This window comes from Lentzea sp. NPDC058450 (assembly GCF_042721395.1).
GTDB lineage: Bacteria > Actinomycetota > Actinomycetes > Mycobacteriales > Pseudonocardiaceae > Lentzea.
This window is the reverse complement of sequence record NZ_JBHXLO010000035.1, coordinates 56,384-71,452: the sequence shown is the minus strand read 5'-3', so window position 1 is coordinate 71,452 and position 15,069 is coordinate 56,384. Positions and strand designations below refer to the sequence as shown.

Here is a 15,069-nt window from a genome sequence, read left to right as displayed (position 1 = left end):
GCCCACCCCGCGGGGGGGGGTGTGGGTGCGGATGCGGGGGGGGGGGGGGCGGCCCGCCCCCCCCCCAACGGCCGCGGCGGGCACGGCGGTGGTCACGAGAGCAGCCGCGACGGCCGCCATTGCCAGGATTTTCCTTGCCATCACTCGTCCTTGGTGTGAATAGGAACTCGGATGTGGTGGGACCACCACCCTAGACGGTTAGGTAAGGCTAAGTTAAGTTCAAAGAGTGAGAATCTGGGTGGCTGTGATCACGGTCGCGTTGGTCGCGGGATGTACCGGACCGGCGCACCGCACCGCGCCGTCGGTGCCGCCGGGTGATCCCGGCAGAACACCGCTCGAGCAGCTGGAACCGTTGCAGGATCCGCGCCAGAAGTCCGGTCCCAGCACCGCGACGGTGGCGGTGCCGGACGTCGTGCCGATCACCGGCGACGCGCGTCCGGTGCTGCCCACGACGATCACAGACGCACAGGACACCGAGGTCACGGTGACCAGCGCCGACCGGATTCTCGCGTTCGACATGTACGGCACGCTCGGCGCGACGGTCTTCGGACTGGGCCTCGGCAAGAACATGGTCGGGCGCGATACCTCGACCGGTTTCCCTGCTGCCGCACAACTTCCGCTCGTCACGACGAACGGTCACCAGCTCAACGCGGAGGCGATCCTCGCGCTGCGGCCGACCGTCGTGATCACCGACACCACGCTCGGCCCGTGGGACGTGGTGTTGCAGCTCAGGGACTCCGGCATCCCCGTCGTGGTCACGGACTCGCGCCGGGCCGTCAACAACGTCGGCGATCTGATCAAGCAGGTCGCCGACGCCCTTGGCGTGCCCGGAGAAGGCGAGAAGCTCGCCTACCGCACAACCGTCGAGATCGAGAAGGCCAAGATCACGGCCCAGCGGCTCGCGAACGGGTCGGAGCTGCGGATCGTGTTCCTCTACGTCCGCGGCCAGTCCGGCGTCTACCAGATGTTCGGTCAGGGCACCGGCGCCGACGAGCTGATCACCGCGGTCGGCGGGGTCGACGTCGCCACCGAGGTCGGATTGCAGGGCTCGAAGCCGATCAACCCCGAAGCGTTGTCGAAGGCGGCGCCCGACGTCATTCTGGTGATGTCCAAGGGACTTCAGTCGGTCGGCGGGGTCGACGGCATGGTCGGCGTGCCCGGTGTCGCGCAGACGCCCGCCGGGCAGAAGCGCCGGGTCGTCGACATGAACGACTACCAGGTGCTGAGCTTCGGACCGCTTACCGCCTCGGTGATCGACGGTCTGGCCAGGGCGCTGTACACGTGAGGTCACTGCTCTTCGTGACGCTTGCCGCCCTGCTGTTCGGGGCCGTGCTGCTGTCGGCGTCCATCGGCCAGTTCCCGATCCCTGTCAACGATGTCTTCGCGTCGCTGTTCGGCAGCCCGTCGGCCGACCCCATGGCCGAGGCGACGCTGTGGAACGTCCGGTTCCCGCGCGTGGTCATGTCGATCGTCGTCGGCGCCGTGCTCGGCGTCGCGGGCGCTTTGATGCAGGGCGTGTTCGGCAACCCGCTCGCGGAGCCCAGCGTCGTCGGCGTCTCGAGCGGCGCGGCCGTCGGCGCGTGCCTGACGATCGTGTTCCAGCTGAGCTTCCTCGGCCAGTTCACGACTCCGGTCGTCGCCTTCGCGTTCGGGCTGGTCGCGACGCTGCTCGTGTACGCGTTCGCGCGGTCGGGTGGGCGCACCGAGGTCGTCACGCTGATCCTGACCGGCGTCGCGGTGAACGCGGTGGCGGGCGCGGGGATCGCGTTCCTGACATTCCTCGGCGACCAGCAGGCACGCGAACAGATCGTGTTCTGGCAGCTCGGCAGCATCGCCGGCGCCCGCTGGAGCTACGTCTGGACGGTGCTGCCGCTCGCGGTGGCGGGCATCGCGTTCGCCGCCGTCCTCTCCCGCCGACTCGACCTGCTGGCGCTGGGCGAACGTCCGGCACGGCACCTCGGCGTGAACGTCGAGCTGCTGCGGCTGGGCTCGATCGTGCTGGTGGCGCTGATGGTGTCGGCCGCGGTGTCGTTCACCGGCGTGATCGGGTTCGTCGGACTCGTGGTGCCGCACCTGATCCGCATGATCGTGGGCCCCGGCCACCGAGTCCTGCTGCCGGCCAGCGCGTTGGGCGGCGCACTGCTGCTCGTCGCCGCGGACCTGGGCGCACGCGGCGTGATCACGTTCGTGGACCTGCCGATCGGCATGCTGACCGCACTCGTCGGTGGCCCGTTCTTCTTCTGGCTGCTGCGCCGAACACGGCAGCAAGCAGGTGGTTGGGCATGAAGCCGGAGATGTTCTGCGAGAACGTGTCGGTGCGCCTCGGCGGCGCGGAGATCCTGCGCGACCTGAACCTCACGGTGACCTCCGGCGAGGTGCTGGCGTTGGTGGGCCCGAACGGCGCGGGCAAGTCCACGGCGCTGGCGGTGCTCGCGGGCGACGTGCGCCCGGACGCGGGTTCGGTGTGGCTCGACGGCAAGCCGCTCGACGAGTGGTCCGCGCGCGAGACCGCCCGGCGCAGGGCCGTTCTGCTGCAACGGATCACGCTGTCGTTCCCGTTCACCGTCGCCGAGGTGGTGCGGATGGGCCGCGCGCCGTGGGACGACGACGAGGGCGTGGTCGCGTCGGTCATGGAGCAGACCGAGATGACGGCGTTCGCCGACCGGAAGTTCACGACGTTGTCCGGCGGCGAACAGGCCCGCGCCGCCCTGGCGCGCGTGCTCGCCCAACAGGCCGGGGTGCTGTTGCTCGACGAACCTACGGCCGCGCTCGACATCCGGCACTCGGAACTGGTGCTGCGAACCGCGCGGGCGCAGGCGGAACGGGGTGACGCGGTGCTGGTGGTGCTGCACGACCTCGGGATGGCCGGGGCGCACGCGGACCGGGTGGCGGTGATGGCCGAGGGGTCGATCGTCGCGGACGGGCCGCCGGGCGACGTGCTGACGGAGGGGTTGCTGAGCGAGGTGTACCGGCACCGGGTCGAGGTGCTGGCGCATCCGCAGACGGGGCGGCCGGTCGTGCTGCCGTGGAGAGGGGAAGCATGACGCCGAAAATTGTCGGTGCCGCCTGGAAGAATAAAAGCAAGGGGACCCCCTGGAGGGGACCCCTGCGAAAGCTTGCGGCGCAAGGGAAGCAGGCAACGCGGACCGGGCGCGCAGCGTCGGCGGTGCAGGCAACGCTGGCCGGGCGAGCAGCGCTGGTGGTCCGGGCAACGCAAGCCAGGCGAGCGGCGCAGGCAATGTCGGTCGGGCGGGCGGCGCGGGCGGTTCTGGCTGCGGGCGTGGCGCGTGCGGAGGTTGTTGGTCTGGCGGCATTGACGGCGCTGGTCTTCGTGGCGCCGCCGGTTCAGGCGCAGGGGGCTCGGGTGGCGGCGACGCCGGCCAGTGCCGATCCCGAGTACGCGACCACGTTGTCGTTGCGCGGCAGCGGGTTTCAGTCCGTCAAGAACGGTTATGGCGGCATCTACGTGTTCTTCGGGTGGGTGTCGGAGCAGTGGCGGCCCAGCCAGGGTGGCGCGTCCGGCACCACGATGCGGTACGTGCAGGATCGCGAAGCCAAGGACAACAACGGGTATCAGCGGTTCATCTCCTTTCCCGGTGGTGAGACCGAGCAGGCGGCCAACGGGGTGGTGAACGCGGACGGGTCGTGGAGCGCGCAGCTGAACGTGCCTGGGGCCAGGTTCAAGACGGCTGGGCGGGACGGGGCTGTGTCCGAAGTGGACTGCACCAAGGTCACGTGCGGTGTCATCACGATCGGCGCGCACGGGGTCGTGAACGCGAACAACGAGACGTTCACGCCGATCAGATTCGCGGTGCCGAACCAGCCGACCCAGCCGAACCCGCCGGCACAGCAGAACACGACCACCACCCAGGTTCCCACAACGACGACAACGGCTGTCCCGACGACCACCACCACAACAACAACGACAACGGAAACCACGACTCAGCCTGAGGTTCTGCCCGCGGCACAGGCCGGTCCGGACGAACGGCCCGGCTGGCTCATCGGAGGCGGTATCGGCGCTGCCGTGCTGCTCGCGGCAGGTCTCGTGTGGTGGCTGTGGTTCAGGAGGGGCAGGAATGCGTAGGACATTCGCGGTGGTGGCGGTGGCCGCCGCACTCGTGACGGCCACACCGGTGGCCGCGCAGGAGGCGATGACGCCTTCGGTGACGGTCTCGCCCAACGTCAGCGGGTTGAGCCCGGACGGCGAGAAGATCACCATCAGCGGCACCGGGTTCGACCCCAGGGCCAACGACGGCAAGGGGTGGGGTGTCCGGGTCGGGCCGAAGCGGGACGGGTGGCGTGACAGGACGACCACCACCAGCCAGTACTCCAAGCTGCTCAAGGAGAACTGGGCGGTCGGGATCAACCTCAAGGCCGACGGCACCTGGCAGGCCACCCCCACGGTCAGGGCGAGCTACAAGGTCGGCAGCGAGGAGTTCAGCGCGGCCGCGGAACAGCTCTACCTGATGATCTTCAGCTGGGACAGCGCGGACACGACCAGAGACCTCGTGATCCCGTTGCAGTTCAACGGGATCACGTCACCGTCGAGGCCGACCGAAGGCAGCCTGAGCTGGAAGGTCACGGCCGACGGCAGCGGTACGCCGAGCGACGGCGCGATCAACCACACCTGGCCGCTCGCGACCAGCACCCAGAACGTCAAGACGTTCAAAGGCAGGAACGACTTCGCGACGACACGCATCACCAAGCCGTCGGTCGACCTCGCGAAGAAGACGCTGACGGTCGACCTCAACGGCGTCACCACGAAGTTCGCCACGTACGAAGGACAGCCTGCGTACAACGGCAACAACGCCACGCTCCAGGCCGAACTCACCCTCACCGAAGAGGCGACCAGAGCTCTCAACGGCGCACCTCCGGCCACCACCGCGACCCTCACGTACCCGGTCGCCGCGCCCACCCTCACGCTCAAGCAGTCCGAGATCGAGCAGAACGGCACGCTCTCCTTCACCGCAACGGGTTTCGGCGGGAACGAGCAGGTCAGCCTCGACGACCTCGGCACGTTCACCACGAACGCGGAGGGCAGCGTCCAGGCAGAGGCGCGGACCACCAAGGCACCCGGACAGCACACCGTCACGGCCACCGGCCACACGAGCAAGCGCACCGCCACAGCCACCTACACGGTCAAGGCCAAGGGCTGCGAAGCGACGCAGGTCGACAAGGGCACGGTGCTGTGGGGCTTCAAGAAGAGCTTCCGCGACTACATCGGCAAGGGCAGCGGCAACAGCATCACCGGCACGAACGGCGCCGTCGTCACCGACCAGGACGCCACCCCGAACGCCAACGGCGTGACCACCGGCGCGCACCAGTACGCGTTCGACCAGGCCCAGTTCACGGACAAGAACCGGTTCGAGGTGCAGTTCCGGGGCACGATCACGTTCAGCTACCCGGCCCACTTCTTCACGATCCAGCTCAGCAACCCGAAGGTCGCGGTCCAGAACTCCACCGGCAAGCTGAAGGCGGACGTCGAGCTCCAGACCAGCGGCCAGACGCCCGGCAAGCCGACGAAGCTGACCGGCGTCGACCTCGCCGACCTGGACCTCAGCAAGGCCACGACCAGCGACAACGCCGGTGTGCTCACCGTCACAGGGGTCAGGGCCACGCTGACGAACTCCGAGGCGTTCGCGGGCTTCTACGGTGCCGGTGACAAGCTCGACGACCTCACGCTCACGCTGGGTTCGTCCTGCGCGCAGCTGCCCGACCAGCCAGGTCCGGCTGTTCAGCCGCCGCAGGCCCCGCAGGACCTCGTGCCGCCGCTCGCGTTCCGGCCGCAGGGGCTCGCGAACACCGGTGCGTCTCCCCTGGTGGCCCTCGCACTGGGAATTGTGCTGCTGGGCAGCGGAATCGTCCTCCTCGTGACGACTTCACCCGGACGGAGGACTTGATCACTATGATGGGTGGGTGCCCCTAAGTCGTCGACCTCTCGCGTTACTCGCTGCGCTCGCGCTGGTCAGTGCGGTCACGGCGTGCACGAATGCGGCGGTCGGCGACCCGGTCGGGAAGCCTCTGGACGAGCAGAAGCCCACGTCAACGAAGAAGGCACCGCCCGCGGCACCCCCCAGGGACAAGATCAACCTCACCACCGAGAACGGCCGGCAGAGCGGTGGGACCGTGCTCGCCGGGTCCGGGGACGCGCCGTACAACTACGCGCCCGCCGTGATGCTCGAGAACGGCCGGGTGCGGGCGTGGTGGTGCAGCCAGCTGAGCGCGGCGCCACCCGGTGGCGACGACATCCTCTACAGCGAGGGACCGGCCGTCGGTGGACCGTTCACGACGGCCGTTCCGGTGTTCTCGGGCAGCGGCGGCAGCTTCGACGCGATCCACACGTGCGACCCGTCGCTGATCAAGGTCGGCGACACCTACTACCTCTATTACACCGGCGCGGCGCGGGACAACCACGCGAACGGCAGCTCGGTCGGCGTCGCCTCCAGCAAGGACGGCATCTCCTGGACCAGGGAGAACGGCGGTCAGTCGATCGTCGCGCCCGCCGGTGACAACTTCCGCGAGAACACCTACGGCGCCGGTCAGCAGTCGGCCGTCTACGTCGACGGCTGGGTGTACCTGATGTTCACCGACACCACCGGCCTCGCCTCGCACCAGAACGGCGCCGGCCAGTACGTGCTGCGCTCGAAGGACCCGACGTTCACCAAGGGCGTCGAGTCGCTCGGCAAGCAGGGCTTCAAGGCCGTGACGTCGAACAACCAGCCGCGCACCCGGTCGGTCGTCGAGGCGTTCAGCGCGGACTGGATGTGGATCGAGGCGGTCTCGTCGTTCGCCATCGCCCACGAGACCGACGCCGGCACGACCATCACGTTCTGGAACAAGGACTTCACCCGGCACCCCTTCGAGCCCGTGACGATCGGCGGGCCCTGGAAGGAGGGCCCCGGCCTGCTGCGCACCCCCGAGGGCCACGCGCCGGTCGACCCCAAGGACCCGTGCGGCCGCGTCGCGATCGACGTGCTGCGCGGCACCGTCGAGGGCCCGGCCGGGCCGACGGACATCGCCCACTTCGGCATGGACGCGGTCGGCATCAAGGGCTGCGCGACGGCGGCGGAGGCGAAGGTCCTCAACGGCTACGCGGTGCCGTCCCCGGAACGCACGCTCGACGTCGTCGTAGGCACCAACGTGATGCGGTTCGAACGCCGTTCGGTGGCCGAGAAGTTCGCGCGCGGCGTGCTCGCCACCCGTCCGCAGGGCGTCGACTCGCTCAAGCTCGCGGTCACCGTCCCGGCGGGCGCGCCTGCCGTCACGAACCCGGACGGCGAGGTCGGGCTGCTGCTCGGCGACAAGCTGTGGGTCGTCGGATCGGCGCAGGTCGCGACCCTGAACTCGTCGCAGATCACGCCGGTGTCCATGGACCAGTGGGCCAAGTACGAACGCCTGCCGGATCTCGTCCGGCGCTGACCCGTTACGTTCTCCCCGAGGGTCGAAATCGGACACGGGGGACCGACTGGTGGCAATCACGGTGCAACGGCCGAGGGCACTCGCGGACAGCGTGATGCCGGTGCCGGACGAACCGCGGCACGAACTGACCTGGCTGGGCCTGTCCGCCGGGTTCGTGGCCTCGGTGGCGTTCCTGCTGCTCATCCCGGCCGGCTGGTCCCGCCTCGACCACCTGTGGGCCGAGGACGGCGCCCGGTTCATGGTCGACGCGGTGCGCTCCCCCGTCCTCACGAACCTCGTCGACCCGTACGGCGGGTACCTGCACGCCTTCCCGCGCCTGGTCGCGCAGGTCGTGGCGCTGCTGCCGATCGAGTGGACGGCGGCGGGCTTCGCGATCTGCGCGGCGATCCTGCGGGCACTGGTCGCGCTGATCACGTTCGCCGCTTCGAAGGCGTACCTGAAGTCCACGCCGATGCGGTTCGCGCTCGCGGCGCTCGTGATCGTGCTGCCGGCGGGCAACTCCGAGACGCTGAACAACGTCACGAACCTGCACTGGTTCCTGCTCTACGGCGTCTTCTGGGCGTTGTTGTGGCGCAACGCTCCGCGCGTGCCGGTCGCGTTGTTCGTGGTGTTGTCGGCGCTGACCAGCCCGTTGGTGTTCATCCTGGCGCCGATCGCGGTGGTGCGGCTTTTCCAGTCACGCAAGGAAGTGCCGATCGCGTTCCTCGGCGCGCTGGTCGTGCAGGGCGTCACGATGCTGTTCGCCGACCGCGCGCCGTACTCGCACGACCCGGTCGACCCGGTGCAGGTGTTGCTGGCGAGCCTGCTGCGGGTGCCCGTGGTGGCGTTCACGGGCTCGGAACGCGTCACCGACTTCTACCCGGCGCAGGGCAACTTCGTGATCCTCGCCGCGCTGCTGGTCGCGGCCGTGCCGATCGCGGCGGCGCTGCGGTTCGGCGACCGGGCGGGCCGGACGCTCGCCCTGGTCGCCGTCGCGTACAGCGTCGTGCTGATCGTGGCGTGCCTGGTGCTGAACTGGGCGCAGGTCCTGCAGGTGCAGGCGCCGGACGTCGTGATGGCGGGCCAGCGGTACAGCATCGCGCCGTGCCTGTTCCTGTTCACCGCGATCTTCGTGGGGCTGGACGCGACGCCGCAGAAGACCTGGGAACGCGTGGTGGTCGTCGGCAGCCGGTACCTGGTCGGGTTCCTCGTGGTGGTCAGCATCTTCTCCCACTTCCGGGTGCCGCGGACCGTGCTGACCGGCATCGAGTGGGACGACAGCCTCGCGCGTGCTCGGGCCGAATGTGCGGCCGGGGCAACGGAAGCACGGCTGGAGCACGAGCCTCAGGACTGGTTCTTCATCGTTCCGTGCGCGTCGATTCGCTGACGAACTCCCGGAACGACGTCGGCGGCCTGCCCGTCACGTCCGCGACGGTCGTGGTGACCCGATCCTCCGCCCCACCGCGGATGTCCTCGTCGAGCCCGGCCAGCACCACCGCGAAATCCCTGGGCAGGCCGGCGGAAATCCGATCGGTCAGCTCGGCCGTGCTCACCGAGCGGTGCCGCACGGGCCTGCCCGTGACGTCGGTGATGATCGCGGCGGCGTCGGCGTAGCTCAACGCCTCCGGGCCGGTCAGCACGTGGTCCGCGTTGTGCGGCAACGGATCGGTCAACGCCCGCGCGGCCACGGCGGCGATGTCGGCGGCGTCCACGAACCCCACCCGGCCGTCACCGGTGGCCGTGACGATCTCGCCGGCCAGCACGCCCGCCGCCACCGGGTGGTCGCCGGTGAAGTTCTGCATGAACCAGGACGGGCGCAGCACGGCCCATTCCGGCAGCGCGCGCACCAGTGCCGGGAGAGCGCCCATCCCCGAGGCGCTCTCCGGCACCGCGGACGAGCTCAGCAGTACCACTCGCCGCACGAGCCGCGCTTGAGCCAGCAGCGACTCGACCACCGGAAGGGGGTCCACGACCCCGATCGGGGGGATCAGGTAGATCTTTTCTATCCCGTCCAGCGCGGCTTCAAACGTCGTGGGGTCGTCCCAGTCGAATCTGACATCGTTGTCCCGCCTCGGCTTCCTGGTCCCGATGCGGGCTTCGGGCAGCAACGACGCGAGCCGGCTGCCGGTCGTGCCGGTACCTCCGATGATCAGCACGCTCATGCCGCCAGCTCCTGGGCGAGCAGCGGGTTCCAGTAGTCGCGGTAGTGCACGATCTCGCCGTTCTGGACGGTGATCACCGCGATGTACGAGGCCCGGTAAGGCTTTCCGGTCGCGACCACCACGCCCTCGGCGTCGAACTCGGCCACGAGCACGTCCGGGGTCTCGTGCACGACCTGCTTCGGGAACGCCCTGATGTCGAGCATCTTCGGGTAGTCGCGCAGGTAGTCCTCGATCGCGGCACGGCCCTCCAGCCGCGCGGGCCAGCCGGGTGGGGCGAACGGGAACTCCATCACGCCGTCCTCGGCCCACAGGCCGGCGAACCCGATCATGTCCTTGTCCAGCAGCAGTTGCAGTGCCCTCGGGATGAGGTCCACGGAGAACTCCTCCGAAACGAAGTGGACGAGACGGTCCCGTCCCGTCCAAAGTTAGACGGAACGGGACCGTCTCGTCCAGTCCTATGATGTGCGCCATGACCAAGCGCACCCCCACCGGCGCCGCCGTGCTGCAGCCCCAGGTGACGCAGGCGATCACCGAGGCCGTCTTCGAGGAGCTCGCCCTGCACGGCTACGCGAGGCTGTCGATGGAGGCGGTCGCGAAACGCGCCGAGGTCGGCAAGAGCGCGCTGTACCGGCGCTGGCCGTCCAAGCAGGACATGGTGGTCGCGGCCCTGTCGGAGTTCTCCGTGCCGCTGGCCGAGGTGCCGGACACGGGGTCGTTGCGCGGCGACCTGCACGCCACCGTCAAGGCCGTGCACGACTGGCTGACGCACCCGCGGTTCGCCACGATCCTGCCCGACCTCACCGCCGAGGCCGTCCGGAACCCGGCGTTGTCCGAGGCGATCGCGGCGACGATCGGCGAACCCCGGCGCGCGCTCGGCGCCACGACCCTGCGACGCGCGGTCGACCGCGGCGAACTACCGGCCGGCCTGGACTTCGAGATCGCCCTCGACCTGGTCGCGGCCCCCGTCTACTGGCGGTTGTCCGTGCGCCGCGCCGAGGTCGAACCCGACTACCTCGACCGGCTCGTCGACCACCTGGTGCGCGCGCTTCAGTGCTGATAGCTGGGGTAGTCGACGTATCCGGACGGCGCGGAGAACCACGTCTCACGCTCGGTGCTCACCAGCGGCAGCCCGAGCCGGAACCGTTCGACCAGGTCGGGGTTGCCGAGGAACGCGCGGCCGTAGCTGATCAGGTCGGCGCCGTTGGCGAGCCACCGCTCCCCCTGCTCGAACGTGCTCTCGACCGGCCCGATCTGGCCGCCGGGGTTGAGGATGAACGCGGTCGGCCACGCCTTGCGCAGCCCCATCAGCACCTCGTCGTCCGCGGTGGCCAGCACGTGGACGTAGGCGATGTCCGGCAACGCCTTCAGCAACGACCCGTAGAGCGCGGGCACGTCGTCCTCGACGATCCCCTGGATCTCGCCGCCGGGTGAGAGCCGGATGCCGACGCGGTCCGCCCCGATGGCGTCCACCGCCGCTTCGACGGCCTCCACGGCGAACCGGATGCGGCCGGAGCCGCCGTACCGGTCGGTCCGCTCGTTCGCGCTGGACGACAGGAACTGCTGGATCAGGTACCCGTTGGCGCCGTGCAGCTCCACGCCGTCGAACCCGGCTTCGACGGCCCGCCGCGCCGCGTCCCCGAACGCCTGGACCTGCTCACCGACCTCCGCGGTCGACAGCGCACGCGGAACGGGCGCCGGCGCCATGCCGGACGGGGTGAACACCTCGGTCCCGGCCGCGATCGCCGACGGACCCACGGGGTGGTGCCCGGCGACGTCCACGTGCCCGATCCGGCCGCCGTGCATGAGCTGGGCGAAGATCCGGCCGCCGTTGGCGTGCACGGCGTCGGTGACCACGCGCCAGGCCTCGACCTGCGCGTCGTCGTGGACGCCCGGCATGAACGGTCCGGCCTGGCCGACGGCGTTGGGGTGCGTGCCTTCGGTGACGATGAGCCCGGCGGTGGCGCGCTGGGCGTAGTAGGTGGCCGTCTCGGCCGTCGGTTTGCCGTCAACGGCCCGTGCGCGGGTCATCGGCGCCATCACGAGGCGGTTCGGCAGGGTCAGGTTCCCGAGGCGGTAGCTGGTGAGAAGCATGCCGTCTAGGCTAGAAACCTGACATTGACGTCAGAGGTAGCTTTTGTGGCGGAGGTCTCATGCGGATCGGTGAGTTGGCGGAACGCACGGGCGTGAGCGTGCGCGCGTTGCGCTACTACGAAGAACAGGGCCTTCTCACCGCCGAACGCAGCGGGAGCGGCCAACGGCGCTATGCCGAGAACGCCGTCGACCGCGTGAAGCTGATCCAGCAGCTCTACGCCGCCGGGATCACCAGCGCGGCGATCCTGGAGATGCTGCCGTGCATGGTCACCGGCATCGCGTCTCCGCAGGTCCTGGCCAAGCTGCGCGGCCACCGGTCGTCGGTGGTGAAGCAGATCGAGGAGCTGCAGGAGACGCTGCTGCGGCTCGACACGGTCATCGAGGGAGCCGTGTCGAGCCACGAGACGGGCACGCCCTGCACGGGCAGCAAGGCCGTGCTCGACCCCGATCAGATCGTCGCGGTGTCGATGACGAACCGGTAGCGCACGTCGCTCGACAGCACGCGGTCGTAGGCGGTGTTGATCTCGGATGCGTCGATCAGCTCGATGTCGGCGCCCAGGCCGTGCTCGGCGCAGAAGTCCAGCATCTCCTGGGTCTCCGCGATGCCGCCGATCTGGGACCCGGCGAGCGTCTTGCGCTGACCGATCAGGCTGAACAGGTTCAGCGAGACCGGCTCCTCCGGCGCACCGACGTTGACCAGCGTGCCCTCGGTCCGCAGCAGCGACAGGTAGGCGCTGAAGTCGAGCGGCGCCGAGACCGTCGACACGATCACGTCGAACTTGCCCCTGAGCTCGGCGAACGTCGCCGGGTCGTTGGTGGCGCGGAAGTCGTGGGCGCCGAGCCGGAGCCCTTCCTCCTTCTTGCGCAACGACTGCGACAGCACAGTCACCTCGGCGCCGAGCGCGACGGCGATCTTGACGCCCATGTGGCCGAGACCACCGAGGCCGACGATCGCGACCTTGGTGTCGGGGCCGACGTTCCAGTTCTTCAGCGGCGAGTACAGCGTGATGCCCGCGCACAGCAACGGCGCGGCCACGTCCAGCGGCAACGCGTCCGGGATGCGCACGGCGTAGTTCTCGTCCACGACGAGCTGCTTCGAGTAGCCGCCGTAGGTGACTTCGCCGTTGTAGTCGGTGGCGTTGTAGGTCTGCACGTTGCCCTTGGCGCAGTACTGCTCCAGGCCGCGCAGGCAGTAGTCGCACTCGCGGCACGAGTCGACGAAGCAGCCGACGCCGACGCGGTCGCCCACGGCGTACCTCGTCACCTCGGAGCCGACCTCGGAGACGACGCCCGCGATCTCGTGCCCGGGAACCATCGGGAAGATGGCCTGGCCCCAGCCCTCGTTGACCTGGTGGATGTCGGAGTGGCAGATGCCGGCGAACTTGATGTCGATCAGGACGTCGTGGGCGCCGACCGCGCGACGCTCGATGGTGGTGCGCTCCAGCGGTGCCTTGGGTGCGGGAGCGGCGTAGGCAGCGACGGTGCTCATCGTGGTCTCTCCTCGGATTCGGTGTCGAGAACGACACTGCTCCGGTTCGCGAGGGCTACCCAGCCACCTGGTTTTCGTACGTCCGGTGTGCCTACCACTGGCAGTAGCAGGCACAGATCCGCAGGTCCGGGGATACTCGGGGGCATGGACGTAGACCCGCGCACCGAGCTGAGCGAGTTCCTGCGCAGCCGCCGGGCGCGGCTGTCCCCCGACGACGTCGGCCTGCCGCGGTACGGCCGCACCCGCCGCGTGCCCGGCCTGCGCCGGGAGGAGCTGGCGCAGCTCGCGGGCGTGTCCGTGGCCTACTACACGCGTCTGGAGCAGGGCAACGGCCGCAACGTCTCGGACGAGGTGCTGGACTCGATCGCCCGCGCGTTGCGGCTCACCGACACGGAGTACACGCACCTGCGCAACCTCACGGCGTGCCCGTACGACACGACCAGCAGGAAGAAGCGGAAGAACCACACCCGCGAGGTCCGGCCGGCGTTGAAGAACCTGCTCGACACCGTCACCGTGCCCGCCTACATCGGCGGGCGGCGCACCGACATCTACGCCTGGAACCCGATGGCGGCGGCGTTGTTCGGCGACTGGAGCCGGCTGGCACCGCGCGAGCGGAACTGGGCGCGGCTGATCTTCCTTGACCCCACGTGCCAGAGCCTCTTCGTCAACTGGGAGAGCAAGGCCGCCGACATCGTGGGATTCCTGCGGATGGACGCCGGCTGCTTCCAGAACGACCCGGAGATGACCGAGCTGATCGGCGAGCTGTCGCTCAAGAGCGAGCTGTTCCGCCAACTCTGGGCGCGGCACGACGTCAAGGAGAAGTCGTTCGGCACCAAGGTGTTCCGGCACCCGCTGGTCGGCGACATGACGTTGTCCTACGAGACGTTGCGGATGCCGAGCGAACCCGACCTGTTCCTGAGCACCTACCACGCCGAGCCCGGCACCGCGTCCGCCGAGGCGTTGCAGCTGCTGGCGAACTGGGGCACGGACGCGACGCGGGTGTCTGCTAAGACTCAGGCATGAGGACACCGCGTCTGGAGATCGAGTACTGCACGCAGTGCCGCTGGCTGCTGCGGGCGGGCTGGACGGCTCAGGAGCTGCTGACGACGTTCGTCTCGGAACTGGGCGAGGTCGCGCTGATCCCCGGCACCGGCGGCGTGTTCGACGTGCGGCTCGACGGCGAGACCCTGTGGTCGCGCAAGGAGCGGGACGGCTTCCCGGACCTCGCCGTGCTCAAGCAGCTCGTGCGCGACCGGGTGGCGCCAGAACGTTCACTGGGCCACACCGATCGCAAGAGCTCAGCCGATTCCTGACGCCAGCCGGGCGTTCTCGGCCGCCTGCGTCACGGTCGCGCCGACACCCTCGAAGAAGATCGTCGGCTTGGTGCAGCTCGCATCGATCTTGTAACCGCCCGGGACGGCGCGGATGAAGTCGTGCGAGCAGTACCGTCCCGGCGCGATCTCCTTGAGCAGCCGGGCTTCCCGTGCCGCGTCGGTCAGCGTGGTGCCGTAGGCGTCCACGAACGAGGTCGGGCTCGTGCAGTTCAGCTTGAACTCGTACCCGCCCGTGACCGGGCTGCTCAGGAACCCGCTGCACAGCGGTCCGCCGTTGTTCTGGAACTGCCGCAGCAGCAGGCCTTCCCGGTTCGCGTCGCCGACCGTGGAGCCGAAGCCGTCGATGAACGCGGTGGGGCTGGAGCAGTGCAGCTTGACCAGGTGCCCGCCCGGGGTCGTTCTCGTGTTGCTGACGGAGCACGGGCCGGCGGCGCTCGCCGGTCCGACCCCGATCACGACGCCGCTGAGTGCCAGTAGTACCGCCAGAATCGCGCGCATTTCGGTTCTCCCCCTTCGGTTTTCCTCAACCTCTCGCGCCGCCCCGCCGGGGTCAATCGGGCAAAACGCCTGCCGCACTGGGCCTTCTGCGAATTCC

Annotated in this window: 16 protein-coding genes; 11 read left to right on the top strand and 5 right to left on the bottom strand. The window is 69.3% G+C overall.

Annotated features, from left to right (window positions below):
- Positions 1–226 precede the first annotated feature (226 nt).
- From ACFWNN_RS37750 to ACFWNN_RS37720, 7 genes are read left to right on the top strand one after another with little or no spacing between them, the layout of a single operon-like run.
- On the top strand, positions 227–1,285 hold the full coding sequence (locus ACFWNN_RS37750; RefSeq protein ID WP_382444752.1) for a hemin ABC transporter substrate-binding protein: 1,059 nt from the start codon (positions 227–229) through the stop codon (positions 1,283–1,285).
- Positions 1,282–2,286 (top strand): FecCD family ABC transporter permease, encoded by a 1,005-nt coding sequence (locus tag ACFWNN_RS37745; protein WP_382444751.1) that lies wholly within the window; start codon positions 1,282–1,284, stop codon positions 2,284–2,286. The genes ACFWNN_RS37750 and ACFWNN_RS37745 overlap by 4 nt, the downstream gene beginning before the upstream one ends.
- On the top strand, positions 2,283–3,044 hold the full coding sequence (locus ACFWNN_RS37740) for a heme ABC transporter ATP-binding protein (RefSeq protein ID WP_382444750.1): 762 nt from the start codon (positions 2,283–2,285) through the stop codon (positions 3,042–3,044). The genes ACFWNN_RS37745 and ACFWNN_RS37740 overlap by 4 nt, the downstream gene beginning before the upstream one ends.
- Complete coding sequence (locus ACFWNN_RS37735; protein WP_382444749.1) at positions 3,041–4,084, top strand: hypothetical protein; 1,044 nt, start codon at positions 3,041–3,043, stop codon at positions 4,082–4,084. The genes ACFWNN_RS37740 and ACFWNN_RS37735 overlap by 4 nt, the downstream gene beginning before the upstream one ends.
- Entirely contained in the window at positions 4,077–5,900 is a 1,824-nt protein-coding gene (locus ACFWNN_RS37730) for an HtaA domain-containing protein (protein WP_382444748.1), read from the top strand. The genes ACFWNN_RS37735 and ACFWNN_RS37730 overlap by 8 nt, the downstream gene beginning before the upstream one ends.
- A 16-nt stretch (positions 5,901–5,916) precedes the next feature.
- A complete protein-coding gene (locus tag ACFWNN_RS37725) occupies positions 5,917–7,419 on the top strand; it encodes a beta-xylosidase (protein WP_382444747.1) in 1,503 nt (500 codons plus the stop codon).
- Between the two features lie 49 nt (positions 7,420–7,468).
- A complete protein-coding gene (locus ACFWNN_RS37720; protein ID WP_382444746.1) occupies positions 7,469–8,785 on the top strand; it encodes a hypothetical protein in 1,317 nt (438 codons plus the stop codon).
- On the opposite strand, the gene ACFWNN_RS37715 is transcribed toward ACFWNN_RS37720, so the two are convergent.
- A complete protein-coding gene (locus tag ACFWNN_RS37715; protein WP_382444745.1) occupies positions 8,757–9,560 on the bottom strand; it encodes an ergot alkaloid biosynthesis protein in 804 nt (267 codons plus the stop codon). The genes ACFWNN_RS37720 and ACFWNN_RS37715 overlap by 29 nt on opposite strands.
- Complete coding sequence (locus ACFWNN_RS37710; RefSeq protein WP_382444744.1) at positions 9,557–9,934, bottom strand: nuclear transport factor 2 family protein; 378 nt, start codon at positions 9,932–9,934, stop codon at positions 9,557–9,559. The genes ACFWNN_RS37715 and ACFWNN_RS37710 overlap by 4 nt, the downstream gene beginning before the upstream one ends.
- Positions 9,935–10,029: 95 nt before the next feature.
- Here ACFWNN_RS37710 and ACFWNN_RS37705 point away from each other — a divergent pair, with 95 nt between their 5' ends.
- Entirely contained in the window at positions 10,030–10,617 is a 588-nt protein-coding gene (locus ACFWNN_RS37705) for a TetR/AcrR family transcriptional regulator (protein WP_382444743.1), read from the top strand.
- Here the strand turns inward: ACFWNN_RS37705 and ACFWNN_RS37700 are convergent.
- Positions 10,608–11,651, bottom strand: coding sequence for an alkene reductase (locus ACFWNN_RS37700; RefSeq protein WP_382444742.1), 1,044 nt, complete (start codon positions 11,649–11,651; stop codon positions 10,608–10,610). The genes ACFWNN_RS37705 and ACFWNN_RS37700 overlap by 10 nt on opposite strands.
- A gap of 59 nt (positions 11,652–11,710) precedes the next feature.
- Here ACFWNN_RS37700 and ACFWNN_RS37695 point away from each other — a divergent pair, with 59 nt between their 5' ends.
- Positions 11,711–12,133 (top strand): MerR family transcriptional regulator, encoded by a 423-nt coding sequence (locus tag ACFWNN_RS37695; protein WP_382444741.1) that lies wholly within the window; start codon positions 11,711–11,713, stop codon positions 12,131–12,133.
- On the opposite strand, the gene ACFWNN_RS37690 is transcribed toward ACFWNN_RS37695, so the two are convergent.
- The gene (locus tag ACFWNN_RS37690) at positions 12,100–13,140 is read right to left on the bottom strand and encodes an NAD(P)-dependent alcohol dehydrogenase (RefSeq protein WP_382444740.1); all 1,041 of its coding nucleotides are present in this window, start codon (positions 13,138–13,140) and stop codon (positions 12,100–12,102) included. The genes ACFWNN_RS37695 and ACFWNN_RS37690 overlap by 34 nt on opposite strands.
- A gap of 144 nt (positions 13,141–13,284) precedes the next feature.
- On the opposite strand from ACFWNN_RS37690, the gene ACFWNN_RS37685 reads away from it, so the two are divergent.
- Positions 13,285–14,163 (top strand): helix-turn-helix domain-containing protein, encoded by an 879-nt coding sequence (locus tag ACFWNN_RS37685; protein ID WP_382444739.1) that lies wholly within the window; start codon positions 13,285–13,287, stop codon positions 14,161–14,163.
- Positions 14,160–14,453 carry a SelT/SelW/SelH family protein gene (locus ACFWNN_RS37680; protein WP_382444738.1) on the top strand — a complete coding sequence of 98 codons (294 nt, stop codon included), beginning with the start codon at positions 14,160–14,162 and terminating at the stop codon, positions 14,451–14,453. The genes ACFWNN_RS37685 and ACFWNN_RS37680 overlap by 4 nt, the downstream gene beginning before the upstream one ends.
- Here ACFWNN_RS37680 and ACFWNN_RS37675 read toward each other — a convergent pair.
- Positions 14,439–14,972, bottom strand: coding sequence for a hypothetical protein (locus tag ACFWNN_RS37675; protein WP_382444737.1), 534 nt, complete (start codon positions 14,970–14,972; stop codon positions 14,439–14,441). The genes ACFWNN_RS37680 and ACFWNN_RS37675 overlap by 15 nt on opposite strands.
- Between the last annotated feature and the right edge of the window lie 97 nt (positions 14,973–15,069).

Coding starts and splice junctions, on each gene's coding strand:
- ACFWNN_RS37730 (WP_382444748.1), top strand. CDS start 4,077: ATGCGTAGGACATTCGCGGTGGTGGCGGTGGCCGCCGCACTCGTGACG.
- ACFWNN_RS37685 (WP_382444739.1), top strand. CDS start 13,285: ATGGACGTAGACCCGCGCACCGAGCTGAGCGAGTTCCTGCGCAGCCGC.
- ACFWNN_RS37680 (WP_382444738.1), top strand. CDS start 14,160: ATGAGGACACCGCGTCTGGAGATCGAGTACTGCACGCAGTGCCGCTGG.
- ACFWNN_RS37740 (WP_382444750.1), top strand. CDS start 2,283: ATGAAGCCGGAGATGTTCTGCGAGAACGTGTCGGTGCGCCTCGGCGGC.
- ACFWNN_RS37690 (WP_382444740.1), bottom strand. CDS start 13,140: ATGAGCACCGTCGCTGCCTACGCCGCTCCCGCACCCAAGGCACCGCTG.
- ACFWNN_RS37705 (WP_382444743.1), top strand. CDS start 10,030: ATGACCAAGCGCACCCCCACCGGCGCCGCCGTGCTGCAGCCCCAGGTG.
- ACFWNN_RS37700 (WP_382444742.1), bottom strand. CDS start 11,651: ATGCTTCTCACCAGCTACCGCCTCGGGAACCTGACCCTGCCGAACCGC.
- ACFWNN_RS37695 (WP_382444741.1), top strand. CDS start 11,711: ATGCGGATCGGTGAGTTGGCGGAACGCACGGGCGTGAGCGTGCGCGCG.
- ACFWNN_RS37715 (WP_382444745.1), bottom strand. CDS start 9,560: ATGAGCGTGCTGATCATCGGAGGTACCGGCACGACCGGCAGCCGGCTC.
- ACFWNN_RS37735 (WP_382444749.1), top strand. CDS start 3,041: ATGACGCCGAAAATTGTCGGTGCCGCCTGGAAGAATAAAAGCAAGGGG.
- ACFWNN_RS37675 (WP_382444737.1), bottom strand. CDS start 14,972: ATGCGCGCGATTCTGGCGGTACTACTGGCACTCAGCGGCGTCGTGATC.